The sequence below is a fragment of the Mesorhizobium sp. B2-3-15 genome (assembly GCF_006442875.1).
Lineage (GTDB): Bacteria > Pseudomonadota > Alphaproteobacteria > Rhizobiales > Rhizobiaceae > Mesorhizobium > Mesorhizobium australicum.
The window spans coordinates 1-25,540 of record NZ_VFVO01000020.1 but is presented as its reverse complement, the minus strand read 5'-3'; the positions used below and the strand labels follow the sequence as shown (position 1 = coordinate 25,540).

Annotated in this window: 30 protein-coding genes, 4 tRNA genes and 1 pseudogene; 26 read left to right on the top strand and 9 right to left on the bottom strand. The window is 58.0% G+C overall.

From position 1 onward, the window contains the following. Positions 1–14: 14 nt before the first annotated feature. A complete protein-coding gene (locus tag FJ954_RS29850) occupies positions 15–629 on the top strand; it encodes a TetR/AcrR family transcriptional regulator (RefSeq protein ID WP_140616911.1) in 615 nt (204 codons plus the stop codon). Positions 630–755: 126 nt separating this feature from the next. After that, entirely contained in the window at positions 756–1,325 is a 570-nt protein-coding gene (locus FJ954_RS29845) for a DUF2569 family protein (RefSeq protein WP_140665484.1), read from the top strand. A 100-nt stretch (positions 1,326–1,425) separates the two neighbouring features. Here the strand turns inward: FJ954_RS29845 and FJ954_RS31765 are convergent. Next, positions 1,426–1,486, bottom strand: a tRNA-OTHER gene (locus tag FJ954_RS31765). Positions 1,487–1,636: 150 nt separating this feature from the next. Between FJ954_RS31765 and FJ954_RS29840 the strand changes: the two genes are divergently transcribed. From FJ954_RS29840 to FJ954_RS29800, 9 genes are all read left to right on the top strand, one after another. Beyond that, the gene (locus FJ954_RS29840; protein WP_140665482.1) at positions 1,637–2,917 is read left to right on the top strand and encodes a site-specific integrase; all 1,281 of its coding nucleotides are present in this window, start codon (positions 1,637–1,639) and stop codon (positions 2,915–2,917) included. A gap of 192 nt (positions 2,918–3,109) precedes the next feature. Further along, positions 3,110–3,349, top strand: coding sequence for a hypothetical protein (locus FJ954_RS29835; protein ID WP_140665479.1), 240 nt, complete (start codon positions 3,110–3,112; stop codon positions 3,347–3,349). 186 nt (positions 3,350–3,535) lie between these two features. Continuing rightward, the gene (locus tag FJ954_RS29830) at positions 3,536–5,902 is read left to right on the top strand and encodes a DUF5906 domain-containing protein (RefSeq protein ID WP_140665476.1); all 2,367 of its coding nucleotides are present in this window, start codon (positions 3,536–3,538) and stop codon (positions 5,900–5,902) included. Positions 5,903–6,564: 662 nt separating this feature from the next. Then, a complete protein-coding gene (locus tag FJ954_RS29825) occupies positions 6,565–7,386 on the top strand; it encodes a hypothetical protein (protein WP_140665473.1) in 822 nt (273 codons plus the stop codon). 4 nt (positions 7,387–7,390) lie between these two features. Further along, positions 7,391–7,606, top strand: coding sequence for a hypothetical protein (locus FJ954_RS29820; protein WP_140665470.1), 216 nt, complete (start codon positions 7,391–7,393; stop codon positions 7,604–7,606). A gap of 34 nt (positions 7,607–7,640) precedes the next feature. Next, positions 7,641–8,066: a hypothetical protein gene (locus tag FJ954_RS29815; protein ID WP_140665467.1), complete on the top strand. Its 426-nt coding sequence runs from the start codon at positions 7,641–7,643 to the stop codon at positions 8,064–8,066. Further along, positions 8,063–8,287, top strand: a complete 225-nt coding sequence (locus tag FJ954_RS29810; protein WP_140665464.1) for a hypothetical protein — start codon at positions 8,063–8,065, stop codon at positions 8,285–8,287. The genes FJ954_RS29815 and FJ954_RS29810 overlap by 4 nt, the downstream gene beginning before the upstream one ends. A gap of 20 nt (positions 8,288–8,307) precedes the next feature. After that, complete coding sequence (locus tag FJ954_RS29805) at positions 8,308–8,508, top strand: hypothetical protein (RefSeq protein ID WP_140665461.1); 201 nt, start codon at positions 8,308–8,310, stop codon at positions 8,506–8,508. After that, the gene (locus tag FJ954_RS29800; RefSeq protein WP_140665459.1) at positions 8,505–9,017 is read left to right on the top strand and encodes a hypothetical protein; all 513 of its coding nucleotides are present in this window, start codon (positions 8,505–8,507) and stop codon (positions 9,015–9,017) included. The genes FJ954_RS29805 and FJ954_RS29800 overlap by 4 nt, the downstream gene beginning before the upstream one ends. A 72-nt stretch (positions 9,018–9,089) precedes the next feature. Here FJ954_RS29800 and FJ954_RS29795 read toward each other — a convergent pair whose 3' ends face one another. After that, positions 9,090–9,290 carry a hypothetical protein gene (locus FJ954_RS29795; protein ID WP_140665456.1) on the bottom strand — a complete coding sequence of 67 codons (201 nt, stop codon included), beginning with the start codon at positions 9,288–9,290 and terminating at the stop codon, positions 9,090–9,092. 83 nt (positions 9,291–9,373) lie between these two features. Here FJ954_RS29795 and FJ954_RS29790 point away from each other — a divergent pair, with 83 nt between their 5' ends. Next, the gene (locus FJ954_RS29790; protein ID WP_140665453.1) at positions 9,374–10,234 is read left to right on the top strand and encodes an ATP-dependent DNA ligase; all 861 of its coding nucleotides are present in this window, start codon (positions 9,374–9,376) and stop codon (positions 10,232–10,234) included. An 8-nt stretch (positions 10,235–10,242) separates the two neighbouring features. On the opposite strand, the gene FJ954_RS29785 is transcribed toward FJ954_RS29790, so the two are convergent. Further along, on the bottom strand, positions 10,243–11,142 hold the full coding sequence (locus tag FJ954_RS29785; RefSeq protein ID WP_140665450.1) for a hypothetical protein: 900 nt from the start codon (positions 11,140–11,142) through the stop codon (positions 10,243–10,245). Positions 11,143–11,378: 236 nt separating this feature from the next. On the opposite strand from FJ954_RS29785, the gene FJ954_RS29780 reads away from it, so the two are divergent. The 3 genes from FJ954_RS29780 to FJ954_RS29770 all read left to right on the top strand — a co-directional run bounded on the left by FJ954_RS29780 (position 11,379) and on the right by FJ954_RS29770 (position 13,434). Then, a complete protein-coding gene (locus tag FJ954_RS29780; protein ID WP_140665448.1) occupies positions 11,379–11,843 on the top strand; it encodes a hypothetical protein in 465 nt (154 codons plus the stop codon). Positions 11,844–12,125: 282 nt separating this feature from the next. Further along, the gene (locus FJ954_RS29775; RefSeq protein WP_140665446.1) at positions 12,126–12,836 is read left to right on the top strand and encodes a hypothetical protein; all 711 of its coding nucleotides are present in this window, start codon (positions 12,126–12,128) and stop codon (positions 12,834–12,836) included. After that, on the top strand, positions 12,811–13,434 hold the full coding sequence (locus FJ954_RS29770) for a hypothetical protein (RefSeq protein WP_140665443.1): 624 nt from the start codon (positions 12,811–12,813) through the stop codon (positions 13,432–13,434). Before FJ954_RS29775 ends, FJ954_RS29770 begins: the two co-directional genes overlap by 26 nt. A gap of 554 nt (positions 13,435–13,988) precedes the next feature. On the opposite strand, the gene FJ954_RS29765 is transcribed toward FJ954_RS29770, so the two are convergent. Then, positions 13,989–14,064, bottom strand: a tRNA-Thr gene (locus FJ954_RS29765). 279 nt (positions 14,065–14,343) lie between these two features. On the opposite strand from FJ954_RS29765, the gene FJ954_RS29760 reads away from it, so the two are divergent. The 3 genes from FJ954_RS29760 (at position 14,344) to FJ954_RS29750 (ending at position 15,564) form a co-directional block, all read left to right on the top strand. Further along, the gene (locus FJ954_RS29760) at positions 14,344–14,511 is read left to right on the top strand and encodes a hypothetical protein (protein WP_140665441.1); all 168 of its coding nucleotides are present in this window, start codon (positions 14,344–14,346) and stop codon (positions 14,509–14,511) included. A 228-nt stretch (positions 14,512–14,739) separates the two neighbouring features. Then, the gene (locus tag FJ954_RS29755) at positions 14,740–14,964 is read left to right on the top strand and encodes a hypothetical protein (protein ID WP_140665438.1); all 225 of its coding nucleotides are present in this window, start codon (positions 14,740–14,742) and stop codon (positions 14,962–14,964) included. Between the two features lie 294 nt (positions 14,965–15,258). Next, positions 15,259–15,564: a BA14K family protein gene (locus FJ954_RS29750; protein WP_041163844.1), complete on the top strand. Its 306-nt coding sequence runs from the start codon at positions 15,259–15,261 to the stop codon at positions 15,562–15,564. Between the two features lie 67 nt (positions 15,565–15,631). Here FJ954_RS29750 and FJ954_RS29745 read toward each other — a convergent pair whose 3' ends face one another. Together FJ954_RS29745 and bhcR are read right to left on the bottom strand one after the other, a co-directional pair. Continuing rightward, a complete protein-coding gene (locus tag FJ954_RS29745) occupies positions 15,632–16,048 on the bottom strand; it encodes a hypothetical protein (protein ID WP_140616910.1) in 417 nt (138 codons plus the stop codon). Positions 16,049–16,149: 101 nt separating this feature from the next. Continuing rightward, positions 16,150–16,971: an HTH-type transcriptional regulator BhcR gene (gene bhcR, locus FJ954_RS29740; protein WP_140665435.1), complete on the bottom strand. Its 822-nt coding sequence runs from the start codon at positions 16,969–16,971 to the stop codon at positions 16,150–16,152. A 202-nt stretch (positions 16,972–17,173) separates the two neighbouring features. Between bhcR and gcl the strand changes: the two genes are divergently transcribed. The 3 genes from gcl (at position 17,174) to FJ954_RS29725 (ending at position 20,925) form a co-directional block, all read left to right on the top strand. Then, positions 17,174–18,955, top strand: coding sequence for a glyoxylate carboligase (gene gcl, locus FJ954_RS29735; protein WP_140665565.1), 1,782 nt, complete (start codon positions 17,174–17,176; stop codon positions 18,953–18,955). A gap of 171 nt (positions 18,956–19,126) precedes the next feature. Beyond that, positions 19,127–19,924 (top strand): 2-oxo-tetronate isomerase, encoded by a 798-nt coding sequence (gene otnI, locus FJ954_RS29730; RefSeq protein ID WP_140665433.1) that lies wholly within the window; start codon positions 19,127–19,129, stop codon positions 19,922–19,924. Between the two features lie 89 nt (positions 19,925–20,013). Continuing rightward, entirely contained in the window at positions 20,014–20,925 is a 912-nt protein-coding gene (locus FJ954_RS29725; RefSeq protein WP_140616907.1) for a 2-hydroxy-3-oxopropionate reductase, read from the top strand. 121 nt (positions 20,926–21,046) lie between these two features. Here the strand turns inward: FJ954_RS29725 and FJ954_RS29720 are convergent, their stop codons facing one another. Then, on the bottom strand, positions 21,047–21,895 hold the full coding sequence (locus FJ954_RS29720; protein WP_140665430.1) for an RNA methyltransferase: 849 nt from the start codon (positions 21,893–21,895) through the stop codon (positions 21,047–21,049). Positions 21,896–22,095: 200 nt separating this feature from the next. Here FJ954_RS29720 and FJ954_RS29715 point away from each other — a divergent pair. The 3 genes from FJ954_RS29715 to FJ954_RS29705 all read left to right on the top strand — a co-directional run bounded on the left by FJ954_RS29715 (position 22,096) and on the right by FJ954_RS29705 (position 23,113). Beyond that, positions 22,096–22,180 (top strand) — tRNA-Tyr (locus FJ954_RS29715). Between the two features lie 88 nt (positions 22,181–22,268). After that, positions 22,269–22,342, top strand: a tRNA-Gly gene (locus FJ954_RS29710). Between the two features lie 276 nt (positions 22,343–22,618). Beyond that, positions 22,619–23,113, top strand: a complete 495-nt coding sequence (locus tag FJ954_RS29705) for a hypothetical protein (RefSeq protein WP_140665427.1) — start codon at positions 22,619–22,621, stop codon at positions 23,111–23,113. Positions 23,114–23,319: 206 nt separating this feature from the next. Here FJ954_RS29705 and FJ954_RS29700 read toward each other — a convergent pair whose 3' ends face one another. Then, on the bottom strand, positions 23,320–23,784 hold the full coding sequence (locus FJ954_RS29700) for a YidB family protein (RefSeq protein WP_140665425.1): 465 nt from the start codon (positions 23,782–23,784) through the stop codon (positions 23,320–23,322). A 131-nt stretch (positions 23,785–23,915) separates the two neighbouring features. Between FJ954_RS29700 and FJ954_RS29695 the strand changes: the two genes are divergently transcribed. Continuing rightward, positions 23,916–24,173: a GlsB/YeaQ/YmgE family stress response membrane protein gene (locus tag FJ954_RS29695; protein ID WP_015318000.1), complete on the top strand. Its 258-nt coding sequence runs from the start codon at positions 23,916–23,918 to the stop codon at positions 24,171–24,173. Between the two features lie 109 nt (positions 24,174–24,282). On the opposite strand, the gene FJ954_RS29690 is transcribed toward FJ954_RS29695, so the two are convergent. Continuing rightward, positions 24,283–25,170 carry a DMT family transporter gene (locus FJ954_RS29690; protein WP_140665422.1) on the bottom strand — a complete coding sequence of 296 codons (888 nt, stop codon included), beginning with the start codon at positions 25,168–25,170 and terminating at the stop codon, positions 24,283–24,285. A gap of 293 nt (positions 25,171–25,463) precedes the next feature. Between FJ954_RS29690 and FJ954_RS29685 the strand changes: the two are divergent. Beyond that, positions 25,464–25,540 (top strand): annotated as a pseudogene (locus FJ954_RS29685) (elongation factor Tu); the annotation flags it as partial.

The window sequence follows — 25,540 nt, the reverse complement described above, 5'->3', positions numbered from 1 at the left end:
GGCAAGAGGCTGATATGAGCGGATTGCGGGCAAGGCAAAAGGCGGATCGCCACCGGCGTATCATCGAGGCGGCGGCGGCGCTTTTTCGCGAGGCCGGGTATGAGGGCGCCAAGATCGAGACGATCGCCGCGCAAGCCGAAGTCTCGATCGGCACCATCTACAATTACTACCAGAACAAAGGCGATATTCTCGGCGCGATCGTCTCGATGGAAGTCGACGAGGTGCTCAATGCCGGGCGCGGCGTGGTCGCCCGGCCGCCCGCCAATGTCGGCGACGCCCTGGACACGCTGATCGGCATCTATATCGAGCACTCGCTGCACTATCTCAGCAAGGAGATGTGGCGGCAGGCGATGGCGATCTCGACGCAACTGCCCGACAGCCCGTTCGGCCAGGCTTATACTGGCCTCGACCGCTCGCTCACCGAACAGATCCGCGCGCTGATCGCCCGCCTTCAGGAGATCGGCCTGGTGCGGCAGGATATCGACGGCACGGCACTCGGCGAATTGATCTTCAACAACATGAACATGATGTTCATCGAATTCGTGAAGCGGGATGAAGCCAGGATACCGGAGTTGAGGGCCGCGATACGGCGGCAGAACCGGATATTGGTGGCGGCGATCGGAGTGTGAGGGCGTCAGGAGCAGGCAGGAGAAGTTGTCGCTTCGGCATCGGACGGCGTCTTACGCGATGATTGGCTCTTGAGTTGAGTTTGAAATCTGCTACAACTTATAGGGGTATAAAAAGGGGAAGGGTAAATGGGGACGTTTTCCATCTGGCATTGGGCGATCGTGCTGCTGCTGATCGGCGTGCCTGTTTTCTTTGCTGTCCGGTCAGCCGCGAAGCCGTCGCAGAATCCTGAGTCACTTGTGGGCTTCGGTGGCTGGCTGATGCTGCTGGCTATCGGTCAGACATTGTCACCGCTGCGCACGCTCGCCGATTTCGGCAATTCCGCCGACGGCTACCAGCAACTCATGACCCTCCCAAACGGCTCTCTGGCTGTGTATGTCGAGGTTGCCCTCAATCTGGCATTTCTGGCGCTTCAGCTGGTGGTGCTGGTTTCAATGCTGCGGCGAAGCCGTCGATTCCCGCAATTGTTTCTCTGCCAATGGTTTGCGATTCCTGTTGTGTTTATCCTGGATACGATCTGGATTTCGTCAATCCTGGGCGTTCCGGTAAACAAGGTGCTCGCAGGCGACGCGCTGGCGGCACCCATGGCTTCGTTTGTGGTGACCAGCATCTGGGCCGCTTATGTCTACAAGTCTGTGAGGGTGAGGAATACGTTCACCAGGACGAACGTGTCGGCCCAAATCGCGAGCGCTTCGTAAATGGTGGTGGCGACGTAATCGCCCTACAAGGGGGTCGGAGGACACTCCTGCGTCTACGGGCTTGGGGTGGCCTGCCACCCGGAGCTCAAAGAGCGTAGGGTGGTGCCCCCGGACGGAATCGAACCGCCGACCTTCGGTTTACAAATTTTGTGCCAGCGCACCCCGGAGCATAACGGCACCTACCGTTTTCAGCCATAAAACAAAGCAAAATCAAGACATTGGTGCCCGTTGAGCATCGGTTTGCATATCGGTTCATAACGTAATATCACATACCCCAGTTTACCCCTGATATTACCCGGAGCCGAAAACCGATGCCTGAACCGATCCCCGGCCAATTCAAAAAGGCCGCCGCTTTCATCACGGCATTGAAGCCGACCGCAACGCGGCAAGAGATACCCGACAGCGCCCAAGCCGGGCTCTATCTGGTCATGCAACCAAGCGGCGCTTTGTCATGGGCGGTGCGGACGAAGATCGACGGGAAGGCGTCCAAAGTGACCGTTGGACGCTATGACGAAATCGGCATTGCCGACGACCGCATTGGGACCCTTATTTCCCCAACGCAAGCGCTCAACGTAACACAGGCACGTGCAGCGGCCGAAAAGGTGATCGCAGACGCGAAGCGCGGCAACGATCCCCGGCAACAGAAGATCGACAAGGCGAGTGTCAGCGCGTGGTTTGATGAATTCATCAAGACCGCTCGCGCGACCGGCTTCAAGGGTAGGGCGGTAAAGGCATCGACCGCAGACGAATACGAACGCATCATCGCGACCAACATCAAGCCGCATTGGAAGCACGTCACCGACATTCGCACGATTGATTACCGCGACGTTGAAAAGCTTCTGGCTAAGCTCACACCGGGCGCACGTCGCAACGCCTTCGCGGTGCTGTCCGCATTCTTCCGCTGGAAGCCTGTAGCGCGAGCCATGGGCCGAAACATCATTGAGCTTGCCGAAGCACCGGCCAAGCCGAACAGCCGCGACCGCGTTCTAGCGACCGACGAAATCAAGATCGTTTGGAACGCTTCGGAACAGTGCGGCTATCCGTTCGGGCCGATGGCGCAACTGCTCTTGTTGACCGGGCAGCGGCGGGACGAAATTGCGGAATTAAAGTGGCGCGAGCTTTCCGACGATCTGGACGCGATCACGCTTGAAGCTTCCCGCACCAAGAATTCCCGGCCCCATGTTGTGCCGCTCTCACCGCTGGCGCAAACGATCATCAAAGCATTACCACGGATCGCAGACGTAGACGGCAACCCGTCCGAATACGTTTTCACCACAACCGCAACGACGCCGTTCAGCGGCTTTAGCAACGGCAAGAAAGCGCTGGACAAGCATTGCGGCGAGCCGGCAATGCCGGATTGGCATCTGCATGATTTGCGCCGCACATGTGCAACCGAACTCGCGAAGCTCGGAATCAAGCAGGAAGTGACAGAAGCAATTCTAAACCACAAGACCGGAAAAGTGAGCGGCGTTGCCGCAATATATAACCGCTACGATTACCAAGACGAAAAGCGCGATGCTTTGGAGAAATGGGCAAACCGCATCGCAGCGATTACCGCAAACAATGTAACGATGCTTCCGAAGCGTGCATAACTTGAAAATTGTTAGAACATGCTCTTGACCGTGGGCTAACGTTAGCCCACGGTTTCTATACCGCCTGATTTGGGCGATTTGCCGCCTGACGAGCGGCGCGAGGCTCGGATGAGCCATGCCACGGTAAAGACGTGTGCGCCCCCGGTTGGATGACCGAAACCCCTGCAACCCAGAGATTTTGAAGGCATCCACATGTCTGCCATTGGCATTGATACGCTTATTCTTGCACCCACGGTGCGTCTCATCTGCGGCGGCATTTCGGATATGACGCTATGGCGCTGGCTGAATGGTGAATTCGATCCCCGAACGGGGAAGACGACGCCGCCAGTTGCAGATTTTCCAAAGCCTGCCCGTGTCATCAACCGACGCCGGTATTGGTCGCGCGCCGAAGTCGAGCGCTTCGCGGCGGGCCGGCGCGTCGATGCAGCCTGACTTTACCCGCCGAAATACCCTATTGAACAAATAGCCCGCAGCCCGACACCAAGCAATTGATGTGACTAAATTATTTTGAGCAGAGCAGCGGTTACTTAGTTTGAAGCGCAAGAAAAAGCCCGGCAAGGCGTTGCGAGCCATACCGGGCAAAATCAGTGTTCAAGACCGAACGGAAAGTTAAGTTACATGAACTCCCTAGCACCGAACCGGCCGGTTGCGCAAGACTTTACCATAGCATCTTCACACATTGCAGCGCTCACCGGTCAACATGACAGCAGCAACGTTGTTGTCGATATTCGATTGATCCACGATGCCGATAAGGCGCGACCAGCGGTCCCGACGCGTGGAACGCTGCAACAACTTTGGACGACCATCCTAAACTATCAATCGCAAGGCTTTGGTGCTTTCATCAACTGCAACGAAATGGACGGCAACGGCCTGACACTCGCCAACGTCCAATCGATCCGCGCTCACGTCATCGACCTCGACAACCTTAGCGCCGCGCAAAACTACGAACGGGCAGCGCAATTCAATCCGTCACCATCATTCGCCGTGCAGTCATCGCCGGGAAGATTCCATGTGTATTGGAGCGTTCAACCCTACGCCGGCAACGAACGCGCCACGTCGATCAATCGTCGGCTTCGCCAGCTATTTGACGGCGACAAAGCCGTTGTCGATCCCTCACGCGTGCTGCGGCTCGCCGGGACGCTACACCTTAAGAACCCGCAACAGCCTCACATGGTTACGTGTTGGCCGCTTGGCGGCATAGGAAAGCGCCACGATCCGGCAATGCTCGATATCGCCCTGGCAGCGGTCAACGTGATCGACGGCGGGCAGGGCGGACGGCATGAGCTAGGCGAGCCATCACTTGCCGCTCCGTCGCTCGATCATGTGCGCCGCGCTCTAGACTTGCTCGATCCTAATGATTTGGACCGTGGCGCGTGGATTTCGACATTGGCCGCTGCAAAGCAGGCCGCATGGCGGCATGGGACGCCCGACGAAATCGACGCCACGTTGATGGCGTTTTGCGCTCGATACAAAGATGACGATCCCGGCGATGATCGCAAGCAAATTGCCAGCATCCGCAACAGCGAAGTGGGTTGGCCGTCGCTTGTCCGTCGCATACCGTCATTGCGGGCTGAAACGCTGTTCGGCGGCGCTTCCTATCAGTTGCCGGCCGGCGCTTCCGCTGCGCCACTACAGCAGCAGCAGCAGCCCGCACCAACGCAATTTGGCGAGTTTCTAACACCGCAGGAACAACAGCAATGGTTCCGCGATTGCGTCTTGATCGGTCCCGAAAACCGTATCATTGGACCGCGCGGCATTCGATACGATGTTGGCAGCTTCAACGCTTCATACGGCGGCAAGAAATTCATCATCGACGCGACCGGAAAAGTGACCGATGAAGCATGGAAGGCCGCAACGCGCTCGACAGTCTGGACCGTGCCGAAAGTCGATGGCACTTGCTTTCGTCCCGATCTGCCAACCGGCGAAATTACCGGCGACGGGTTAGGACGATCCTATCTCAACACCTACGTATCCGCCCGCATCGAAACCCTTACTGGCGATCCGACGCCATTCTTGCGCCATTTGGCGTTGGTGCTGCCGAACCCGGACGATCAGCGCATCTTGCTCGAATTTCTCGCGCACAACGCCCGCTATCCCGGCCACAAAATTCCTTGGGCTCCGTTGATCCAGTCCGTTGAAGGCGTCGGCAAGAACGTTTTCAAACAAGTGATCCGCCATGCCATCGACAAGCAATATTTCTACCAGCCGAAAGCCAAGCAACTAAACGACAGCGGCAGCAAGTTTAACGGGTGGATGGACGGCCGGCTGTTTTTCTTGGTCGATGAAATCAAGACCGACGACAAGCGCGATATGGTCGAAACCCTCAAACCGTTCATCACCGAAACGGAACTTGAATTGGAGGGGAAAGGCGTCAATCAACGAATGGCCGACACGCCATCAAATTGGATGTTCTTTTCTAACTTCAAAGACGCCATTCCCGTTCATGCAAACGGTCGGCGCTTCGCGATCTTCTATAGCGCGATCCAGTCGGTTGACGATCTGCGGTCGCGAGGAATGGACGATGCCTATTTTAATAGCCTGTACAGCTGGCTTGGCGACGGTCACAACGGCGGTCATCGCATGGGATTGCGGATCGTCGCGCATTATCTACTCAACTATCCAATCGAGCGCGGCGCGATCCCGAAGCGAGCGCCAGAGACGACCAGCACGGCAGAGGCTTTGGTCGAAAGTCGAGGCTGGCTTGAAACCCTTATTGCAGAAGCCGTGGACGACCAACGCAACGGCTTCCGGGCCGGTTGGATTAGCACTGGGGCGCTCGCGGCGTTGATGCGTGAGCAGCGGAAAGACGTGAAGCCGCGCACCGTTGGTGAAGCAATAAAGGCGCTCGGATACCATCGCATCGGGCAAGCTGGACGCGGCTATTTTCAGGATGATGCGACTAACCCGAACCGGCGTGGTTGGCTATGGCATAGCGATCCGCTCGCCAACGTCGCAAATTATGGACGCGCGCAAAATTACGAATGATGCATCAGAGCGGTGATCGAAGCGGCAATCAGAGCGGCGAAAAACGTTGCCAAATCAATCGGTTGCATCATCGCCGCTTTGATACTTTGATCCGCTTCGATTTTCTATACTCTCCGTGCCGGCGTAGGGGACCGGGGTACAGCAATTACTATAATTACCGCTACCCTAGGTATTTATATTTCTCTCTCAATATAGAGATATTAAAGCGATTAAAGCGCATAGGGTTCAACCCGTTGGAAATGCTGGCTTCGTGGACGCTCTAATGACCGTTCGGTTTGGAGCGGGATCAAAGCGTTAGAGCGCCAGTCGCTAATTGCCGTTCGGCCCGCTAAATATGCTGCAAATTACCCGCCAACATCCCCGGCACTGACTGCGCGTATCTAAACGCCAGATAAGACGTTGAATTCGTTGCGCATTGATCGCATGGACCATCGTTTAGTAGAACCGATGCTCTAGCGCTGCGGTCGTCGTCGAATCGATTGTTGAGTAATTCCCGGTATTCATTACGATGACGTTCCAAGTGATCGACGCTGTTATTTTGCGATGATCGGCAGTTGTGGATATCCTTCTAAATAAAATGTGAAGTACACGTAATAAGATGCTTTACAAATACACCAAAGCGGTCCAACTCTATGTCAAACAGCTTCAAAGGAGATATCCCAATGCTTGCCACCATCAACCGTCCGATCTTCCCGCGCGCCTTCGCCAATCCCGAACCCGATCTCTTCGTTAGGAGCGAGACTGGACGAGGCGATGCGGTCACATTCCGCAACGGCGATACCTCGCAAACGGCACTGATCGCCCGCCTGTCGGACAACGCACCGGAGCCGCTACGCAACGCCGTGGCGGCACTCTCTGCCGGTGTCGGCACCCTCGCCATAGAGGGGAACCGCGCACGTCAGCAAGTCCACCCGGCGCGCCTTCCCGACGTGATGCGGGAATTGGTCGTCAAGTACGTGTCGCCGGCCTATCAGGGGACCACTAAGGCTGGCATTCAGGCCAAACAGGACGACGGGGCCGCTTGGAAGCGCACCACCACGCCGGAACCGACCGTTGGGACGGTCGGGCAGGAATATCGGCAGATTTGGCTACCGCTTTCACTGGCCGAACGTGCTGCCCGCGTTGAGGGTGCCGGTATCGATGAGCTTGCCGCCATTCTGGAAGCGCCTGGCATGTTCCCCGACATGACCACCACGCCGATATGGGATGAGATCGAGCGGCGCTCCGCACTGCTCAATACGGCCAAAAAGTACGCCCTCAACGGTGCGTTCAACAAGCAGCCGACAGCATCCGACCCACTCTCAACGGGACCGGATCAGATGCGGATCGAAGCGGAAGCGCAGCGGCTTATCGATACCCGCAAGGAACGGCTCGACAATTTGGCGTTGGTCGAGACGACGTTGAGCAGCGTTGTCACTGTCGTTGCCGTTGCGACAGAAACGGGAATTGAAGCCGCCTACAATTTGCTCATGGGGCGCGAGTAGCACAATGACGTTGCCCGCAACCATCGTCCTTAAGGCCGGCCCAACTCAAAAGTCTGCGGACCTTTGCGCCGCATTCGGCTTCACGCGGCAATCGCTGAACTACTACCGCCGCCACCGGGACTTTCCGCAGCCATCGGGACGCAATAGCGCGGCGCGTTACGACACGCGATCGGTGTCCCAATGGATCGCCGCCAACGGCTGTAAAACTGTGTTTGTTTGACCCGTTAATTACCGAATAAGAAACGGAATTCTTGATGGACGGCAAAGACAAAAAGACAGGCCGTTTCTTGCCCGGAAACAAGCTTGGCGGACGTGCGCCGGGTGCTATCTCGCATCGCCGCCGAGCTTTGGAACACCTCACAAAACATGGCGATGCGATCATCACGACCGCCATCACAGCTGCCCTAGGGGGCGATACCCAATTGCTGTCAGTGTTGGTCAAGATGCTTGTGCCTACGGGTGGCATACCCGCCATGATCCCAAACGGCGATCCAATACAAGCCTATTCGGAGGGCGAGATTAACAGCGCCGAACTGCGCCAAGTGATGACATCGGTTGAGAAAGCAAGGCAACTGGATGCCATTCACAAGGACGACAAGCCAACAGAGCAGCAACGAACCGCTGTTCTAGTCGATGAAGATGCAGCGGAAATTTATCGCCGAATGATCGAAAATCCATGAAAACACAGTCGGAAGCGCTCGCAATACCGGATTGCGTCTATGTGGATGAGACCTTCGCCGCTTCGATATTCGGCTTTGATATGGACCGGCTCTATTACGTGCAAAGTTGGTGCAGCTTTCCAATTCCGATCAAAGTAGGAAACTTGCTGGTCGTAAGGACTGCCGACATTGAACGTTGGGCGCGCAATCGGAATTACCGCATTACCCGTTACACGATTTAACCCTAACAGGAACGACCATCATGGAAGCCGCTTCAATTCACTATTTTGACGACGCAACGATAACGGTCGAAATCAAAGATGGTCGGATAGTTCACATGTCCAATTTTGATAGCAAGTCGTCGCCCTTCCCGAAGGGATGCAGGCTCGCAATTGTATTCGATCCTTTCGGTGAAATCGAGCCGGCCGAGTCGATCACAATTAGCAAAGGCAACCTGCAATGAACGTACAAATCGTATATGTCGCATCCGCAAAGCTTTACGTGGCACTGACAGACGGACGGTTAACCGGGATCGTCAAGGACACGGACACGACCATCGATCCGTGTACGATCCGTGTTGAGTGCTTGGACGTTACCACGGCGCGAACTAACGTCCACATTGCCAAACCCGATGACTGGACGGACAAGTCTAAGCTGAACCTTGACGCAGCCGATATCACCACATTTGCCAGTTGGTTGCTCTCGACAATGCCGGAAGCGTCTAGCAAGGCATTTGGCAATGCGATGTTCGGGTACTTCCCCGGATCGGCGTACTTTAAAGAAGTGCTGACCGCAGCGGGCCAGATAGTCTGCGCACCGGGGCTTAAGCGCCCACCTTACGGCGAGGAACTTTATTACATCGCGAAGGCGCTCGAAGCCGATCCGACAGGTTTTGCAGAGTTGGCCGCAGCATACGCAATGACCGGAGCCGCAAATTCCCGAACCGAAGCCAACGCGTCCAAATCGCAATGAATTCGCAGCGAATTCAACGTTTACTGCCCGCAATGTACTATGGCATTGGCGAAAGGGGTAAAGGCAGGGGTTTCATTCTGGTTTGCTGGTGAGCCTTGCGACGGTCGCAATGATCGCCTTTGCCAAAGCCTCTGCCTCATGGATGGGTTCCGGTCCATAAAGCTCTAACACAGCTTCCTCACTCGGCAGAACGCCGGCAGGACACGTTTCCTCAATCGCCATCCGCACCATGTGCAGCGCTGTCCAACAAGCCATAACGTCTTCGTCTGCCATAACGAGTGAACATTCATTTTAGCTAAAATGTTCCGGAACTAAATTAGCGGCTGCGCTTTGAATCGCGGTTGTTGGGGTAGTGCATGCGTCTGCAGTTCATTCCACCGCTGATGCCAACTTTGGTGGATAAGCCGCCAGAGAGCGCGGATTGGATTCACGAAGTCAAATTCGACGGCTACCGCTCACAGATCGTCTGCGACGGCGAAAACGTTCGCATCTTCACGCGTCGTGGTCTCGACTGGACCGCGAAATATCGCGATCTGTCCAAAGCCGCTGCCTCGCTCAATGTTGAAAACGCCATTATCGACGGCGAAATTATCGTTCTGAATGACGCCGGAATTTCGGATTTCGGGGAATTACGCAAGGCGATCACGCGCCGGCAGCACGACCTCTATTTCGTCGCATTCGATCTTCTCCACCTCAACGGCCACGATCTGCGCGACATGCCACTAGAGGATCGGCGGGAAATCCTCGCCGCATTAGTTCCCGACGGACAGCGCATCCAATTCAGCCAGGCGCTGCCGGGCGATGCGAAGGCGATCTATCAACTGATCGATCAAGCCGGCCTTGAAGGCATGGTGTCGAAGCGACGGGACAGCGTGTACCGCAGCGGCCCCTCGACAGCATGGCTCAAAACCAAAGCGTACAGCGTCGATGAATATGAACTGTTAGGCGTCGAGCGCGAGCCGGGCAAACCGGCCTTTGCTTTGATGGCAGAGCGTAGCACAGGCCGCTATGTCGGCTCCGCATTCATCAACGCCAACCGGGAAGTGCGCGAACGCCTCTGGCGGCGCGTACAGGAACATGCAGGACCGCCGCCGAAGGGGATGAAGCGGCCGGCGACGCAATGGGTCAAGCCGGGGCTGATTGGGCGCGTGAAGCATCTGCGCGGCGAGGAAGATTTGCGCCACGCGTCGTTGCAGGATTTTAGGGAACAGGAATGATATTAGCCCTACGAACCGAGCAGCTTGAAGGCGGCAGCAATTAGGGACATTGCGCCCTCGGCTGTGAGGTTCCCCGCTGCGCCGACCAGTGCTTCCCGAGCATCAGAGAGAAGCGCCTTTACGCGTCCATCATTAGGCTTCTCATTCGCTACCTCGCGTTCGATCGCTTCCACGGCGTTTTTCAAACGCGGCCCATCTGCGCCGGCCCTTTCTAAATCGGGGACGTACTCTCTAATTTTACGAACGATCTCTAAAATCTGGCTGGTTGACGAAACGGAAACACTGATGTCACCAGCCGTATTTCCGCTGCCCATGTTGCCAGCGAACGTTCCTATAGAGTTTATGTTGTAGGTCACCGCCGCCTCCTTCGCTAAAGTCCGTTCGCTATCGTTGAAAGAAAAACCCTCACCAAGAATTCCCGCTTTTTCCAAGTCAAGTGCCCAATCAAGAATGAGATTTCTCACAGCTTCTACCACACTTTGACCCTGGCTGATTGGAACATGAATGGCCATCCGGCCGAACTGCACACCCATGTCCCTATTCAAGAGACTTACAATCTCGGGTGGAAACGGCATCTCTAAATGGCCTGTCGAGCGAGCGATTGTGCTTTCGAGAGACGAAAGTGACTCTCTAACGTCGAATCTCGATATGATGTCGTTTTCCTCCGCACTCCCTAAGATGATGGGTATCCAACCTCTATAGGGATTGAACGCCTGCGCGCGACCATAGAGTTTCCGATAGCTGGGAAGCTCAGCACCAAAATAACCGTTTAGTTCGTGCTCCACCCAATCTTCTACTTTGTCCAGTTTCAACTTTGCCGCCGCCACCTTTACTTTCCGGAGGAGGGTTGAAACTGGGATTGTCGGATTAAGCGCGTCTCGCTGGATTTCCTCGACCAGACCGGCCATTTGTTTGTCACCCCAATCGAAACTCTTTGCTGTATAGCTCTACGAGGTGCAGCCAAGGATTTCCATCCCGCCCGGCGGTCGCGTTACTCTTATGTCGTCGCTAATCGCCGCAACGAACAAAATAGGAACAAAAATGTCAAGCGGCCATTGACTGGCTAGGAATTTGTTCCCTATCTCAGGGTGGATCATGGGCAAGAGGATTGCGGCGGACGCCAACCGAGCGTCCGGGCGAAGCTATGGCAAAGAAGACCGACGAAGACAATTTTAAGATTGAAGTTTGGGACCGTGATGAAACCGCGCTGGTCGAGACAATTTGCCGATCACCGGATTCCTTCGTGAGCCAAGCGGCATGGCAATCCGCAATTCGACGCCGGCCGGGAATGCTGCTCATTCACCGCAATGGTCGGCATGTGATGGAAAAGATCATCACGCCGGGCGAACCGACGATCCCGCCGCAAACCATCGTGGATGGCAGCGTGCATGCAGGCTTGGACGTGGCGCTGCGCGATCTGCGCGAGTGGCACAGACTGCGCGCATGGTGCAAAAACTGCTCGCATCATGCCCACGTGAAACCCGCAGCACTTATCAAGCGATACGGGAAGGACGCGCTATTCAGCACGGTTGAGCGAGCGCTATTTTGCACTAGCTGCGACAGGGGCGGGCCGGTTAGGTTGGAAATTCACAAGCTGCCTAGGAATTGAAGGACAGCGCAAAGCCGGATGATGCGGTTTCCCCGTGAGCAGCAAACATTCAAACAGGCGCTCGCCCGAACCAGCCCGCGCCTAAGTGCAACGAATTCAACGCTGAACGAAGCAAAGCCGGCGAGGAGTTAGGGGCTGGGTAGTTCCTGGGGTAAACGAGAGCTCGAAGCGCGACAGATTGACCGCCGCCTTGAGGGTGACGGGGGGGCCTTCGAAAAACCCTTTCCTTCCTGTAAACCTTTAAGCAATAGGTTGTCCGACTGAACTGGGGGAACATCTCCGATGCCGAGCAAAGCCGACTCCGTCCACATCGTGATGTTCGGGCAAGCGGACGTGTCCGACGTAGCCGGCATTTTTCGTGACGTGTTCGAGGTTCCAGCAACCACGATGCAGCCACACCCGAGCGGCATAGGTTCTTCTACGTCCGCGCCTTTGGGAGCCATCAGTGCCAACCTCCATTCGCAGCCGGGCCGACTTGAGATGGTCGCTACGCCGATTCCTGCGCAAGGGGCGACCATGCAGTCAATTGACGTTGACGAAGGGTTAACGTTCCTTACATCGAAGGCTTCAAAGCTAATTCAAAGCACCGAAATCGTGAGGTTGGCGGTCGTCGTAAATTTATTCGAAAGTGTTTCATCTGCCGAAGCCGCCTGCAAGGCTTTCATTAAAGCAACGGGTATAGATGCACCTGAAGATTCGACGGATCTCAGTTTCTCATTGAATTATCGAAAGAAGATGGATACAGGCGGAGTTGTTCTCAACCGGCTTCTGCGTTGGGAAGCTGCATTAAGGCAAATCTTGCAATTTTCAAACGTATCAGCAGTTCCATTGACACACAACTTCCACGTGCTGACACTCCAGGTTGATGTTAACTCTGTACCTTTGGATAAGCCAATGGAAAAATCCGCAGCTTACGCATTGCTAGATACCCTTGTAAAAGAGGCCCAGGAATGCATATCTGGCGGCTATGAATACCTCATCAAGAACCATTGAGGCGGCGGTCGCTTCCGCTGCTATTTTGATGTCGATGTCTTCGGGCTCGGCGGCCTATGGAGCCGAAACGGGCGCCGCCCTGCGTAACTTGCGCATTGATCCGTCCCATATCGGAGCAACCGGTGCGGTAAGCCTCGGCTTGCCAGTAGCAGTGAATGCAGCAAGCCTCGGCTCGACCGTCGAATTGGACGATGCTATCCCACATGTTGTCTCTGTCTTGGGCGGGTCGTCGTATCCTACGTTGATAAACGTCACCGACGTTATACGGGTAGTCGAGCGGCCCGCGCGAATCGCTGCCGCTCCCGTTTCCCGCCTTCCGGCCTTTCCGGATTTGGCTGCGCCGGAGGAAATGGTGATATGGGCTAAGCAGCTATGGGGCGCTTTCCCGGAGGATGCACGGCTCCCGGCTATCTGGAGCGATGTAGGGGAGATCGCTTTCGAATGGATTTGGGGGAAACAACACGCGATCCTGAGCATCGACGAGGACGGGATTGTTGGTTATGCCATGTTGGATGGAGAAAGGTTCTCACCGGGCCAAGAGAATGGCTCTTTAAAATCCTTCCCGGCAGATTTGTTGAATTATTTGAGAAAAACGTAGATCGTTGCGAGTGCCCGAAAGAATCGCGAAGGCAGAAAAAGTATTCCCCAAGACGCGTTTTCGATAACGAGCCGATTGTTTATGCGGTGATTGATCCTCTACAATTTTCTAGCGGAAGCCTTAAGCAGATCAAATCGGACAAGTTAAAGCACGACGACCTAAGCGTTTGCCGCAGCAAATTTACTAGCGGCGAGGCTGCCAGAAAGAGCATTGTCGTTCCTCAGATAGCTAAGGACCCCTCCAGAATCGACATGGGATATCTTTGGGCGACTGCCCGGGAAATCAGGGGCATTCAACTACCTAATGTCAAACTAGGTGCGTTCTGTGTTGTCGATGACGGATTAGAACAATTCAGGGCGCACGCGGTGCTCGGCTACGCTACTGCTCCCGATGGAGTAGACGTGTCAAAGTTGGCGAGTCTGCGGCAATCGGCGAGAGGTGACCTACTGCTGCTATTCCAGAGGCGGGGGTTGCCGCGAGATTGGTCAAACTGGGTATTCAACTAGCGAACGGGTCGCGTCGTCCGCTCACCGCCCGGCTTTCGAGCCCGGGAATGGTGCCGCCTGAGGGACTCGAACCCCCGACCAATAGTTTACAAAACTACTGCTCTACCATCTGAGCTAAGGCGGCACATTTTACCCGTACGTATACCCCTGAAACCCAGGTTTGAAAAACATTGCGGCTTTTCAAAACCTTAGCTGATTGATCCAGCGAATTACAAAACCGCTGCTCTACCAGCTGAGCTACAAGGGCACGGCGCTCCGGTTAGCATATTTGTTGCGCCAGTAAAGACAAAACTCCGTTTTTGGGCATCAGCCGTGGTGGAGGATGCCCACGCGTCCGCATGCTGAAATCCGCGAACGCGCTTCCTACATCAGGGTAAGTGCAATGCGCTGAACGGAGTGTCGCATGATCAGGCTTGTCATCATTCTCCCTATCGTCGTCGTGGCGTGGATGCTGCTGGTGAAGCTCATCAGCGATGTGAAGAAGGCCAATGTCGACTGGACAGGCGTCACCACCATCATCGGCTTTATCGCGCTCGCCTTCTGGCTTCGGCATGTCACCGGCATGGGCTGAGTGGGTGAGTAGTAGGCAGTAGGCAGTAGGTGGTGAGTAGTGAGTAGTGAGTAGTGAGTAGTGAGTGGTGAGCAATTGCTACCGGTCATGGCGTGAGCCGGTACTGCCTACCCAGTTTCGCCAACAGTGCGTCAAAAAATCTCCAGATCTGTCGAACCTTTCGCCGCGGCGCGCCGACTGATCCTCAGAGGCGAATGGTCGCCTCGATCAGAGATCCAGGAGATCATCATGTTCAAGCGCAGTTTCGTTTCCAGCATCGTCGCCATCGTCGTTGCAACCGGCGCGTTCGCCGGCACCGTTCAGTCTTCGTCGGCTCACGGCATGCATCATCATCATCGTCATTTCGACGACTACCTCTACTACCAGGATTACCCGGACTATCCGGATTACTGGTGGGTCTATGGTCATTACCATCATCGTCATCACCACCACCGCCACATCATCCTCTACTGAGCGCAGCCTGGCGGCTTGATTGAAACCAATCCAGCAAAGGGCGGCTTCGGCCGCCCTTTTCTCATCGAACGCGGCGCTTCCAGTCGCCGTCACGGACGATGACCGATCGGCGCAAGGTGCCTGAAGTGCCGGAATAGATGATCAACGTCGGCGAGGGTCGCCACGCCTTTTCAGCCAGCGAATTCCTGCTCTTCGAAAAAAATCAAAACCCCGTCGAACCTTTTTCCTTGCCGCAACGACAGATCATCAAGAGGCGGATGGCTCGCCTCTCCAAACGAAGCAAGGAGATCATCCATGTTCAAGCGCACACTCGTTTCCGGCCTCATCGCCACCACCGTCGCCGCCACCGCTTTGGTCGGCACCGTCCAGCCCTCTGCTGCCCACTCGCATCACCACGGCCTCGGCATCGGCATCGCCGCCGGCGTCGGCGGTTTCGTTCTCGGCAGCCTGCTTGCCCAGCAGCAGCCGCGCACCGTCTATGTCGATGAAGATGGCGGTTCCTGGCACGTCCGCCGCTGCTTCGATCGCTACTCCAGCTACGATCCGGACTCCGACACTTATATCGGCCGTGACGGCTACAGCCATTACTGCCGGCTCTGAGTGGCGGCGGGCGACTGGAAAGAGGGATTGCGAGGCAGCCCCTCTTCGTCGTTTGATGGCCGTCTTTCTAGAGGTGCATCTTCGGGTCGAGGATCGGCAGACCGGCCGCGCGGCAGGTGCCGCCAATCTGAAGCCGGGCAGCCTCGGTCTCGTCGCCCATCGCGACCAGTTCGAAGTGGCTTGCGGCGTCCGGGTAGACCTTGGCGATGAATGGCTTGTCGCCGACGCCGGACGAGGCATTGACGGTGCCGCAAACCACGATCTCCTGGCGGCCATCAAGCATTCGCTCGCCTGCTAACATGGTTCCGAACCTGGCGGAGGCTGAATCCGGCAGCCGCTGGCGGATACCGGCCGTGATGATCTCCTCCAGCGCGAGCGAGATCGGGATGGGATTGACCCGCTGGTCGCCGGTATCGGGTCGTGGTGCCGCCGCCACGCATCCGCACAGCGAAACGGCAAGCAGAAGCTGAACCACTTTCCTCATGCGCGCCCTTTCGCATGCATTCGAACGCGACGGCAAGACGGTCAAATCCCATGCAGCCGGCGGCATGCAGCGATTTTCGGCGCGTCTAGTCTATCCCTTGATCAGCCTGCCTTCGAGCCGCCGATCATTTTCGTCACTTCGGCCGCCGCGTCGCGCACCAGCGGGCCGATCTCGGCCAGCCGCTCGGGCGTGACCCGCACCGTCGGCCCGGACACGGAAACGCCGCCGATCGGCTCGCCATACTCGTTGAAGATGGCGGCGGCCACGCATCGCATGCCGGGATGGCGCTCCTCGTCGTCGACCGACCAGCCGCGATGCTTGATGACGGCCAGATCGTGCGCGAGGGCGGAGATGTCGGAAAGGGTCTTGTCCGTATAGCGCTGCAGGCCCGCCTTGCGCAGGATGGTTCCGACGCGCTCCGGTTCGAGATGTGCCAACACCGCCTTGCCGATTCCCGAGGCATGGAAAGGGCTGCGCGTGCCTGGTCGGAAGAAGGCGCGGATCGCCTGGTGCGTCTCGACCTGGTTGACGAAGACCACGCAATCGTCCTCGGCGAGGCCGAGATTGGCGGTTTCGCCGGTCTTCTCCATCAGTTCCTGCATGACGATGCGGGCGCGGTCGACCAGCTTGCGGCGGCGCAGGAACGCCGCGCCCATGCGGTAGGTCTCGACGCCGATCGACCAGAGCTGGTCCGATGTATCGAACTCGACCATGCCGTGGTTTTCGAGTGTCGTCAGCATGCGGTAGGCGGTGGAGGCGGCAAGCCCGCTCTGCGCCGATATCTCGCTCAGCGACAGGCCGCTGCCTTCCGCGACAATGGCCAGGATACGCAAGGCCCGGTCGAGCGACTGCACCGAGGCAGCTTCGGCCGGACCATTGAAGGCGCGCGGGCGGCCACGCTGACGTTTTTCGCTCGTTTCCATGGGCTGGCATTCTCGCCCGTTTCTCCCAAGATGCAATGAAAAATTTTTTCATGAAATTCTCGATGCAAATCCTGGAAAAGGGAAAAAGAAACAAAATCAGGTGGTAAGAGCCGTTCTTTAGAAATGAAAAAATATTCTGAAAAAATTGAAAAAGCGCTCGCCCGATGACATCCTTAGCCATCCAACAATCATCTCGTGGAGGCTGGAAATCATGCGCGCTGTCGATGCCGCTGTTCTCGTTCTCGAAAAGGAAGGCATGTCCTGTGCCTTCGGCGTGCCGGGTGCGGCGATCAATCCGCTGTACTCGGCATTGAAGGCGAGGGGCACGATCCGCCATGTCCTTGCCCGCCACGTCGAGGGCGCCTCGCATATGGCCGAAGGCTATACCCGAGCCAAGGCGGGCAATATCGGCCTCTGCATCGGCACATCGGGGCCGGCCGGCACCGATATGATCACCGGGCTCTATTCGGCCACGGCCGATTCCATTCCGATCCTGTGCATCACCGGCCAGGCGCCGCGCGCGCGGCTGAACAAGGAGGATTTCCAGGCTGTCGACATTGCCGCGATCGCTGCGCCCGTCGCCAAATGGGCGGTCACGGTGATGGAGCCCTATCTGGTGCCGATGGCGCTGCAAAAAGCGTTCCATTTGATGCGCTCGTCGCGGCCGGGTCCGGTGCTGATCGACCTGCCGGTCGACGTCCAACTGGCCGAGATCGAGTTCGACATCGATGCCTATGAACCGCTGACGCCATTCAAGCCGGCGATGACGCGCGCCCAGGCCGAAAAGGCGCTGGCGATGCTCAACGCGGCCGAGAAGCCGCTGATCGTTGCCGGCGGCGGCATCATCAATGCCGACGCGTCCGACCTGTTGATCGAGTTTGCCGAGATCACGGGCGTTCCGGTCATTCCGACGCTGATGGGCTGGGGCGCGATTCCTGACGATCACCGGCTGATGGCCGGCATGTGCGGGCTGCAGACCTCGCACCGCTACGGCAACGCCACCATGCTGGAAGCCGATTTTGTCTTCGGCATCGGCAACCGCTGGGCCAACCGTCACACCGGTTCGGTGGACGTCTACACCAAGGGCAAGAAATTCATCCATGTCGACATCGAGCCCACTCAAATAGGCCGTGTCTTCGCCCCCGATCTCGGCGTCGTTTCGGATGCCGGCGCTGCACTGAAGATGCTGCTCGACGTCGCCACCGAGTGGAGGACGGCGGGCAGGCTGCGCGATTGGTCGGGCTGGGCCAGGGAGTGCCAGGGCCGCAAGAAGACGATGAAGCGCAAAACCCACTTCGAACAGGTGCCGTTGAAGCCGCAGCGTGTCTACGAGGAGATGAACAAGGCGTTCGGCCGTGACGTCACCTATGTCACCACCATCGGCCTGTCGCAAATCGCCGGCGCGCAGTTCCTGCATGTCTACAAGCCGCGCAACTGGATCAATTGCGGCCAGGCCGGCCCGCTCGGTTGGACCTTGCCGGCCGCACTCGGCGTGCGCGCCGCCGATCCCGAGCGCACCATCGTGGCGCTTTCGGGCGACTACGACTTCCAGTTCATGATCGAGGAGCTGGCGGTCGGCGCGCAGCACAAGCTGCCCTATATCCACGTCGTCGTGAACAATGCCTATCTCGGCCTCATCCGCCAGGCGCAGCGCGGCTTTTCGATGGACTATGAGGTCAGCCTTGCTTTCGAGAACATCAACCGGGCCGACGATCCGGAGGCGGGCTATGGCGTCGACCATGTCGCCGTCGCCGAGGCAATGGGCTGCAAGGCGGTCAGGGTGCGCAAGCCGGAGGAATTCGCCGGCGCCTTCAAGCAAGCGCAGCGGTTGCTGAAGGAACACCAGGTTCCGGTCGTGCTCGAATTCATTCTCGAACGGGTCACCAACATCTCGATGGGGACCGAGATCGACAAGATCACCGAATTCGAAGACCTTGCCGAACATCAGGAAGACGCGCCCACCGCGATCGTGATGCTGGACTAAGCCATGCTGATATTCAGGCGAGGCCGGCCTGCAAACGGCGGCTTCCTGCGCTTCCGGTGCTCACGTACGAAAAGTACGCTCCGCTCCGGTTCTCGGAAACCACCATTTTCGACTCGGCCTGACCTGAATCTCAACACGGCTTTGGTTCCAGGCAAGAAAAGGAGAAAAAGAATGCCGCGTTTTTCAGCCAATCTGTCGATGCTCTTTGGCGAGCATGATTTCCTCGACCGTTTCGATGCCGCCGCCCGCGCCGGCTTCAAGGGGGTCGAATATATCGGCCCTTACGATCATGCGCCCGAGGTGGTCGCCGCCCGACTGAAGAAGAATGGCCTGACGCAGGTGCTGTTCAACCTGCCGGCGGGCGACTGGGCCAAGGGCGAGCGTGGCATCGCCGTGCTGCCGGACCGCGTGCCGGAATTCCGCCAGGGCATTGCCAGGGCGATCGCCTACGCGCAGGCACTTGGCTGCGGGCAGGTCAACTGCCTGGCCGGCATCGCGCCAGCCAATGTCGACCGCAAGGTGCTGGAGGATGTCTTTGCCGAAAACCTGGCTTTCGCGGCGGAGAAACTCGATCAAGCCGGCATCAAGCTGCTGATCGAGCCGATCAACACCCGCGATATCCCGGGCTTCTTCCTCAACTACTCCGACCAGGCGCTGACGCTGATCGACCGCGTCGGCTCGAAGAACCTGTTCCTGCAATATGACATCTACCACATGCAGATCATGGAGGGGGATCTCGCCCGTAAGATCGAGGCAAACCTCGGCCGCATCGCGCATATCCAGCTTGCGGACAATCCCGGCCGTCACGAGCCGGGGACGGGCGAGATCAACTATCCCTTCCTCTACGAACATATCGACCGGATTGGTTATGCCGGCTGGATTGGCGCGGAGTACAAGCCGAAGGCAGGGACGGAGGCCGGTCTGGGGTGGTTCAGGGAACTGACCGGGCAGGGAAGTGCTGCCGCTTAGCTGTCAAGAATCTTGCAATTCAGGTCGCGTTCTGTTGCGCCCCCTCTGGGCGTGAAGGAACGCGATCTGACAAAAAACGGAGAGAAGCAATGGAAACCATCGGCTTCATCGGGCTGGGCATCATGGGCGCGCCGATGGCGGGGCATCTGCTGGCGGCCGGCTACAGCGTCATCGCCAGCGACCACCGCTCAAAACCGCCGGCCGATCTCGTCGCCAAGGGTCTGAAGTCGGTCGCCGGCCATGCCGCCGTCGCGAGGGCCGCCGAGATCATCATCCTGATGGTTCCCGACACACCGCAGGTGGCCGATGTGCTGTTCGGCGACAACGGAGTCGCGTCCGGCCTGGCCAAGGGCAAGCTGGTGATCGACATGAGTTCGATCTCGCCGATCGAGACAAAGGACTTCGCGAAAAGGATCAACGATCTCGGTTGCGACTATCTCGACGCGCCGGTTTCCGGCGGCGAGGTCGGTGCCAGGGCGGCTTCGCTTACCATCATGGTCGGTGGTGAGGAACCGGCCTTCGAGCGCGCAAAACCCGTGTTCGAGAAAATGGGCAAGAACATCACTTTGGTCGGACCCAATGGTGTCGGCCAGACCACCAAGGTCGCCAACCAGATCGTCGTCGCGCTGACCATTGAAGCGGTCGCCGAAGCGCTTGTTTTTGCCTCAAAAGCTGGGGCCGACCCAGCCAAGGTCAGGCAGGCGCTGATGGGCGGGCTGGCCGCCTCGCGCATTCTCGAAGTACATGGCGAGCGCATGGTCAAGCGCACCTTCGCGCCGGGCTTTCGCATCGAACTGCACCAGAAGGATCTCAACCTGGCGCTGGAGGGTGCGAAGGCGCTTGGTGTGTCGCTGCCCAACACCTCGACCGCCCAGCAACTGTTCAATTCCTGCGCCGCCAATGGCGGCGCGAAGGAAGATCATTCCGCGCTGGTGAGGGCGCTGGAGCGGATGGCGAATTTCGAAATCGGCAAGGAGGCAAGAGAAATCAAAGCGGCATAGGGTCAGAAGAGGGCGGCGTAACGTTCCCAGGCCGTCAATTTCCGTCTTAACCCAGCAACGGGTTCCGGCAAGCATCGCCGGGACCCGTTTTGATTTCTGGCGGGAGGCTTGCCGCTTCCAGTCAGCCGCGCTTCAGAAATGCCCGCGCCGCATAAAGGCTCACCGCCGCCGCGTTCGACACATTGAGCGAGCGGATGGCGCCGGGCATGTCGAGGCGGGCCAGCGTTGTCACCGTCTCGCGCGTCTTCTGCCGCAGCCCCTTGCCCTCGGCGCCGAGCACCAAAGCGATCCTGTCGCCGTCAAAGCTGGTTTCGAGCTCAGCCGGCCCGTCCGAATCGAGCCCGATGGTCTGGAAGCCCGCTTCGTGCAACTGGCCGAGCGCATCGGCGAGGTTCTTCACCTCGACCTGGTCGATATGCTCAAGCGCACCGGAGGCGGATTTTGCCAGCACGCCTGATTCCTGCGGGCTGTGGCGCGCCGTGGTGATCAGCGCGCCAGCGCCGAAAGCGACCGCCGAACGCAGGATGGCGCCGACATTGTGCGGGTCGGTGACCTGGTCGAGCACCAGCACCAACCTTGTGTCGCCAAGTGCGTCGAGGCGCTTGGGCTTCAGCGGCTCGGCCTCGATCAGCACCCCCTGGTGCACAGCGTCCGATCCGGTAATCTTGTCGATGTCCCTGGGTTCGACCAGTTCAGCTTTGAAGGGCAGGGCGGCGAGATCGGTGATCTCGAGCCGTTCGGCCGCATTGCGCGTCACCAGCATTTTCTTGATCCGGCGGCGCGGATTGTCGAGTGCCGCGCGCACCGTATGCAGGCCATAGAGTCGCACCAGCCCGTCGGCTGCGTTTTCGCCTGGTGGCACTGGTTGCCGTGGCTTGAACGCCGGCGCGCCGCCGCTCTTCTCGTCGCGAAAGGCGCGGCGCAGCTTGGCGTAATGGGTGTCTTTGGGGGTGTTGGAATTGTTGCTCATGGCCGGCTTCTATAGCCGTCTCCTCCGGCCAAGGATATGCCCTGTCGCCGCAGCCGGCGAACAACATCGAAAAACCGTGGCCGCGCGGTTGACACCCAATGGCCTTGCCGCCATAAGGCGCTTCGCTGGTTTCGGAGAAGACATCTATCTCGGGTCCGGATCGGCAAGAATGCCTCGTTGCATGGCTCCGGCGGCAGACTGGAGAGGTGCCCGAGTGGTTAAAGGGGACGGACTGTAAATCCGTTAGCTTAGCTTACGTTGGTTCGAATCCAACCCTCTCCACCACTGCCGGCCCGGAAGCCTGAAACGTATAAAGCATCGGACCGAAAAGGCATGGCGCTTTTCGGGTGAATCCGGTACTTCAGTGCAAGGTGCGGGTATAGCTCAGTGGTAGAGCAGCAGCCTTCCAAGCTGAATATGCGGGTTCGATTCCCGCTACCCGCTCCAGAAGCAGGTTCGTTTTGGACAACTATCGAAGCGACCGCCGCTAGGTGATGAGAGCGCCTACACACCTTGAGGGCCGTGAAGGACATCCGGAGAAAGCCACAATGGCGGATTCCCACCTATATTAGTCATTTCTGACGCAGCCCATCCGGTTCGGCAACCATGAGCTGGCGCCTATTGCCGAGAATGGCCGATCTCTTGGCCCGGGTTAATCGATCGAGCGTCAATGTTCTCAAAGGTCTAAGCCAGCGTGGGGGAGCGATGAGGCCATACTATTCGATGAACACAGACGGCTCATGCAGCACCAACCTCCAGCTTTATGCGCTGCTACAAGCAAAGCGCTATTGGAACGTACTCGCTGCAGATTATCTACGCGACAAGCAGGATACCAACGACCTAGTTGAGCGATGCGTTTTCATCGTCGCGACTTTGGGTCTGAGCGTGTCTCAGCTACTTGGCCAGAATGATCCGGCCCCAACAATTGGAAAGATTGCTAGCCCCAGGTCGATCTGGAAACGGTTCGTGGCCAAGCACGGCGTGACAGACGTCAGCACAGACGAATTTGAAAAGTTCATGGAAATCTATGACGCCTGTCGACACTTCGGTGTATCGCCAGACGGCCTAGGCCACTCCAGGCTAGAGCAACTGGATTTCGAGACCACCCGGAGATGGTATAATGTGGCCCACCTCATATGGTTGGCAGTTATCAAAGCTCTGCGTGCGGATCCGCAGAATGTCATTGATGTCATCGAGGTTGACGGATTCGAGGTGTAACGGAGCCGATGGATTCGGCCCCGTTTCGGCACGGATGATGTTTGCGGTGAAACGGCCGGTTGATTTCATTGGATTTCTAGGAACCTTCCAAGCTGAATATGCGGGTTCGATTCCCGCTACCCGCTCCAGATTTTCAGCGAAACAACCGGCAAGCCGAAACACTGCGCGGCAGGCGCGCAGCGCTTCAGGCATTGGTGTGCGCCGCGTCAGCTGTTGAAGGCGGAGGCGACCTGGTGCTGTTGCGGTATCTGGCCGTTCGGGGTCAGCTTGTCGACGATGCCGGGCAAGGCGGCCGATAGCTGCTTGAGCAACTCCTGCTCGTCGAGCCCCGTCCTTTGGGCGATCTCGCGAATGACCTGCGGTCCGATCGCGTTACCCAGCTCATTGGCCCCGATTGACTGGTTCTGCCCGGTGCCGACCCAGGAGTCGGCGACATTGCCATGGCCGGCGTTCTTGAGCTTGTCGAGCAGCCCGCCCAGTCCGCCGAGCAGCCCACCGTCACCGGACGCGGTTCCGACGGGCGTGGGATCGGCGGGCGCCGGCGCTTGAGCCTGGTCCGGCTGTTCGGCGCTTCTGCCGCTCAGCATCTTTCCAACCAGCAGCGCACCGAGCGCGATCATCAGCGGTTTGGTGATATTGCCGCCGGGAACGGCGTTGTCAAAAAGTCCCATAATGGATCCTCCATTTCAACCAAGCCCAGCCCGTCTTCAACAATGGCGCATTCGGGCGGAATTTCAAGCTGGCTTGAGCTTTTGACAATCATATGAAAATGTCTGGTTGGCGGAGGAATGGAGAGGAAAAAATGGGTATCATCAGCTGGATCATTCTCGGCGTCATTGCCGGGTTCATTGGCAGTAAGATCGTCAACAAGACCGGTCAGGGCATGATCATGGATATCGTGCTCGGCATTGTCGGCGCCATTGTCGGCGGGCTGATCTTCAGCGCCTTCGGTGCTTCGGGTGTGACCGGCCTCAACATCTATAGCCTGATCGTCGCCGTCGTGGGTGCCGTCGTGGTGCTGTGGGCCTATCATCAGTTCGCTGGCAAGCGGACCATCTAGACGCAATCGGCGGATTATCAGCTGCCGAATTCTGAATTGCGATGATCCGCCGTCGGTGCTGACCGCGCTCACGGTATCGGAAACTATTATGCCGGTGCGTAGCCGCGGATCAGGCAACCACGGCCAGCCGACGCTTGCGCTGGTCCAGCGACACGATGGTCAGCCCACTGGCGACAACCAGCAGGATGCCGCAGACCGCCAGTGCATTGGGGAATTGCCCGAACACCAGCAGCCCCGAAATGACGGCCCAGACCGTGAAGCAGTAATAGAACGGCGCTACCGCGCCGGTCGGCCCGACGCGATAGGCCATGAAGATGAAGAAGTGGCCGAAGATCAGGAAGAAACCGGCTCCCGCCATCAGCATCAGGTGGTGCGCCTCCGGCGCCACCCAGCGCTCGGAAACCAGATGCGCGGCGCCTGCGCCGATCAGGACCACGACGACCGCCGAGATCGCCACGATCATTCCTGGCACTTCGGCGGCGATCTTGCGGCCGGCCAGATCGCGCGCGGCGGCGAACGTCGCGTTGCCGAGCGCCAGCAAGGCATAGACCGAAATGCCTTGCATGGTCGGCTGCGCCACCATCAGCGCGCCGATGAAGCCCAGCCCGATCAGCGCCATGCGTTGGCCGCCGATACGCTCGCCAAACAGGATCGAGGAGCCGACCAGCATCAGCAGCGGCGTGATCTGCCCCAACGCGGTGGAATCGGCGATCTGCATGTTGGCGAGCGCGACGACGTAACAGAGGATCGCCGCCAGTTCGAGGAGGTTCCTGCGCAGCACCCGCCTGTCGAAGATCAGCGGGATCTGCTTGCCGTAGCCGAGCGCAAACAACAGCGGAACGCCCCACAGCGTTGCCGCGGCACCACGCAGGAAGAGCACTTCGTAGGAGGGCAACCCCGACGTGGCGAGCTTCATCATCGTGTCGTTGACCAGATACGACCCGGTCGAGACGATCATGAACAGCGGGCCGCGAACGGCAGTCGGGATGAAATGCATCGGCGCAGGAGATCAGACGCGGATCGCTGCCGCAATGGGCCATGAACCGCCGATAAATCCGACAGCGACTGACGTGGAGACCCGAGCAATCCTCGCTTTGCTCCCTCGGTTTTCGCCCATTCCATTTTCAATGACGGATCCCCATATCAGCGCCACATCCCCGCAATCGGATCATGGGTTCTGGCCGAGTGAGATGGCGCCCGGGCAAAAGACGCTTGTGTTTTTTGGCCTTTATCGCTAATCGCCCCGCATTCGACTGAACTGAAGGTCCAGGCCGTCCAAGGAAAGAGACTATGGCAAAAGGTAAATTCGAGCGCACCAAGCCTCATGTGAACATCGGCACGATTGGTCACGTCGACCATGGCAAGAC

What these genes read in the sequence shown, in the direction of transcription:
- FJ954_RS29850 (WP_140616911.1), top strand. Translation starts at nt 15, where the DNA reads ATGAGCGGATTGCGGGCAAGGCAAAAGGCGGATCGCCACCGGCGTATC.
- FJ954_RS29845 (WP_140665484.1), top strand. Translation starts at nt 756, where the DNA reads ATGGGGACGTTTTCCATCTGGCATTGGGCGATCGTGCTGCTGCTGATC.
- FJ954_RS29840 (WP_140665482.1), top strand. Translation starts at nt 1,637, where the DNA reads ATGCCTGAACCGATCCCCGGCCAATTCAAAAAGGCCGCCGCTTTCATC.
- FJ954_RS29835 (WP_140665479.1), top strand. Translation starts at nt 3,110, where the DNA reads ATGTCTGCCATTGGCATTGATACGCTTATTCTTGCACCCACGGTGCGT.
- FJ954_RS29830 (WP_140665476.1), top strand. Translation starts at nt 3,536, where the DNA reads ATGAACTCCCTAGCACCGAACCGGCCGGTTGCGCAAGACTTTACCATA.
- FJ954_RS29825 (WP_140665473.1), top strand. Translation starts at nt 6,565, where the DNA reads ATGCTTGCCACCATCAACCGTCCGATCTTCCCGCGCGCCTTCGCCAAT.
- FJ954_RS29820 (WP_140665470.1), top strand. Translation starts at nt 7,391, where the DNA reads ATGACGTTGCCCGCAACCATCGTCCTTAAGGCCGGCCCAACTCAAAAG.
- FJ954_RS29815 (WP_140665467.1), top strand. Translation starts at nt 7,641, where the DNA reads ATGGACGGCAAAGACAAAAAGACAGGCCGTTTCTTGCCCGGAAACAAG.
- FJ954_RS29810 (WP_140665464.1), top strand. Translation starts at nt 8,063, where the DNA reads ATGAAAACACAGTCGGAAGCGCTCGCAATACCGGATTGCGTCTATGTG.
- FJ954_RS29805 (WP_140665461.1), top strand. Translation starts at nt 8,308, where the DNA reads ATGGAAGCCGCTTCAATTCACTATTTTGACGACGCAACGATAACGGTC.
- FJ954_RS29800 (WP_140665459.1), top strand. Translation starts at nt 8,505, where the DNA reads ATGAACGTACAAATCGTATATGTCGCATCCGCAAAGCTTTACGTGGCA.
- FJ954_RS29795 (WP_140665456.1), bottom strand. Translation starts at nt 9,290, where the DNA reads ATGGCAGACGAAGACGTTATGGCTTGTTGGACAGCGCTGCACATGGTG.
- FJ954_RS29790 (WP_140665453.1), top strand. Translation starts at nt 9,374, where the DNA reads ATGCGTCTGCAGTTCATTCCACCGCTGATGCCAACTTTGGTGGATAAG.
- FJ954_RS29785 (WP_140665450.1), bottom strand. Translation starts at nt 11,142, where the DNA reads ATGGCCGGTCTGGTCGAGGAAATCCAGCGAGACGCGCTTAATCCGACA.
- FJ954_RS29780 (WP_140665448.1), top strand. Translation starts at nt 11,379, where the DNA reads ATGGCAAAGAAGACCGACGAAGACAATTTTAAGATTGAAGTTTGGGAC.
- FJ954_RS29775 (WP_140665446.1), top strand. Translation starts at nt 12,126, where the DNA reads ATGCCGAGCAAAGCCGACTCCGTCCACATCGTGATGTTCGGGCAAGCG.
- FJ954_RS29770 (WP_140665443.1), top strand. Translation starts at nt 12,811, where the DNA reads ATGAATACCTCATCAAGAACCATTGAGGCGGCGGTCGCTTCCGCTGCT.
- FJ954_RS29760 (WP_140665441.1), top strand. Translation starts at nt 14,344, where the DNA reads ATGATCAGGCTTGTCATCATTCTCCCTATCGTCGTCGTGGCGTGGATG.
- FJ954_RS29755 (WP_140665438.1), top strand. Translation starts at nt 14,740, where the DNA reads ATGTTCAAGCGCAGTTTCGTTTCCAGCATCGTCGCCATCGTCGTTGCA.
- FJ954_RS29750 (WP_041163844.1), top strand. Translation starts at nt 15,259, where the DNA reads ATGTTCAAGCGCACACTCGTTTCCGGCCTCATCGCCACCACCGTCGCC.
- FJ954_RS29745 (WP_140616910.1), bottom strand. Translation starts at nt 16,048, where the DNA reads ATGAGGAAAGTGGTTCAGCTTCTGCTTGCCGTTTCGCTGTGCGGATGC.
- bhcR (WP_140665435.1), bottom strand. Translation starts at nt 16,971, where the DNA reads ATGGAAACGAGCGAAAAACGTCAGCGTGGCCGCCCGCGCGCCTTCAAT.
- otnI (WP_140665433.1), top strand. Translation starts at nt 19,127, where the DNA reads ATGCCGCGTTTTTCAGCCAATCTGTCGATGCTCTTTGGCGAGCATGAT.
- FJ954_RS29725 (WP_140616907.1), top strand. Translation starts at nt 20,014, where the DNA reads ATGGAAACCATCGGCTTCATCGGGCTGGGCATCATGGGCGCGCCGATG.
- FJ954_RS29720 (WP_140665430.1), bottom strand. Translation starts at nt 21,895, where the DNA reads ATGAGCAACAATTCCAACACCCCCAAAGACACCCATTACGCCAAGCTG.
- FJ954_RS29705 (WP_140665427.1), top strand. Translation starts at nt 22,619, where the DNA reads ATGAACACAGACGGCTCATGCAGCACCAACCTCCAGCTTTATGCGCTG.
- FJ954_RS29700 (WP_140665425.1), bottom strand. Translation starts at nt 23,784, where the DNA reads ATGGGACTTTTTGACAACGCCGTTCCCGGCGGCAATATCACCAAACCG.
- FJ954_RS29695 (WP_015318000.1), top strand. Translation starts at nt 23,916, where the DNA reads ATGGGTATCATCAGCTGGATCATTCTCGGCGTCATTGCCGGGTTCATT.
- FJ954_RS29690 (WP_140665422.1), bottom strand. Translation starts at nt 25,170, where the DNA reads ATGCATTTCATCCCGACTGCCGTTCGCGGCCCGCTGTTCATGATCGTC.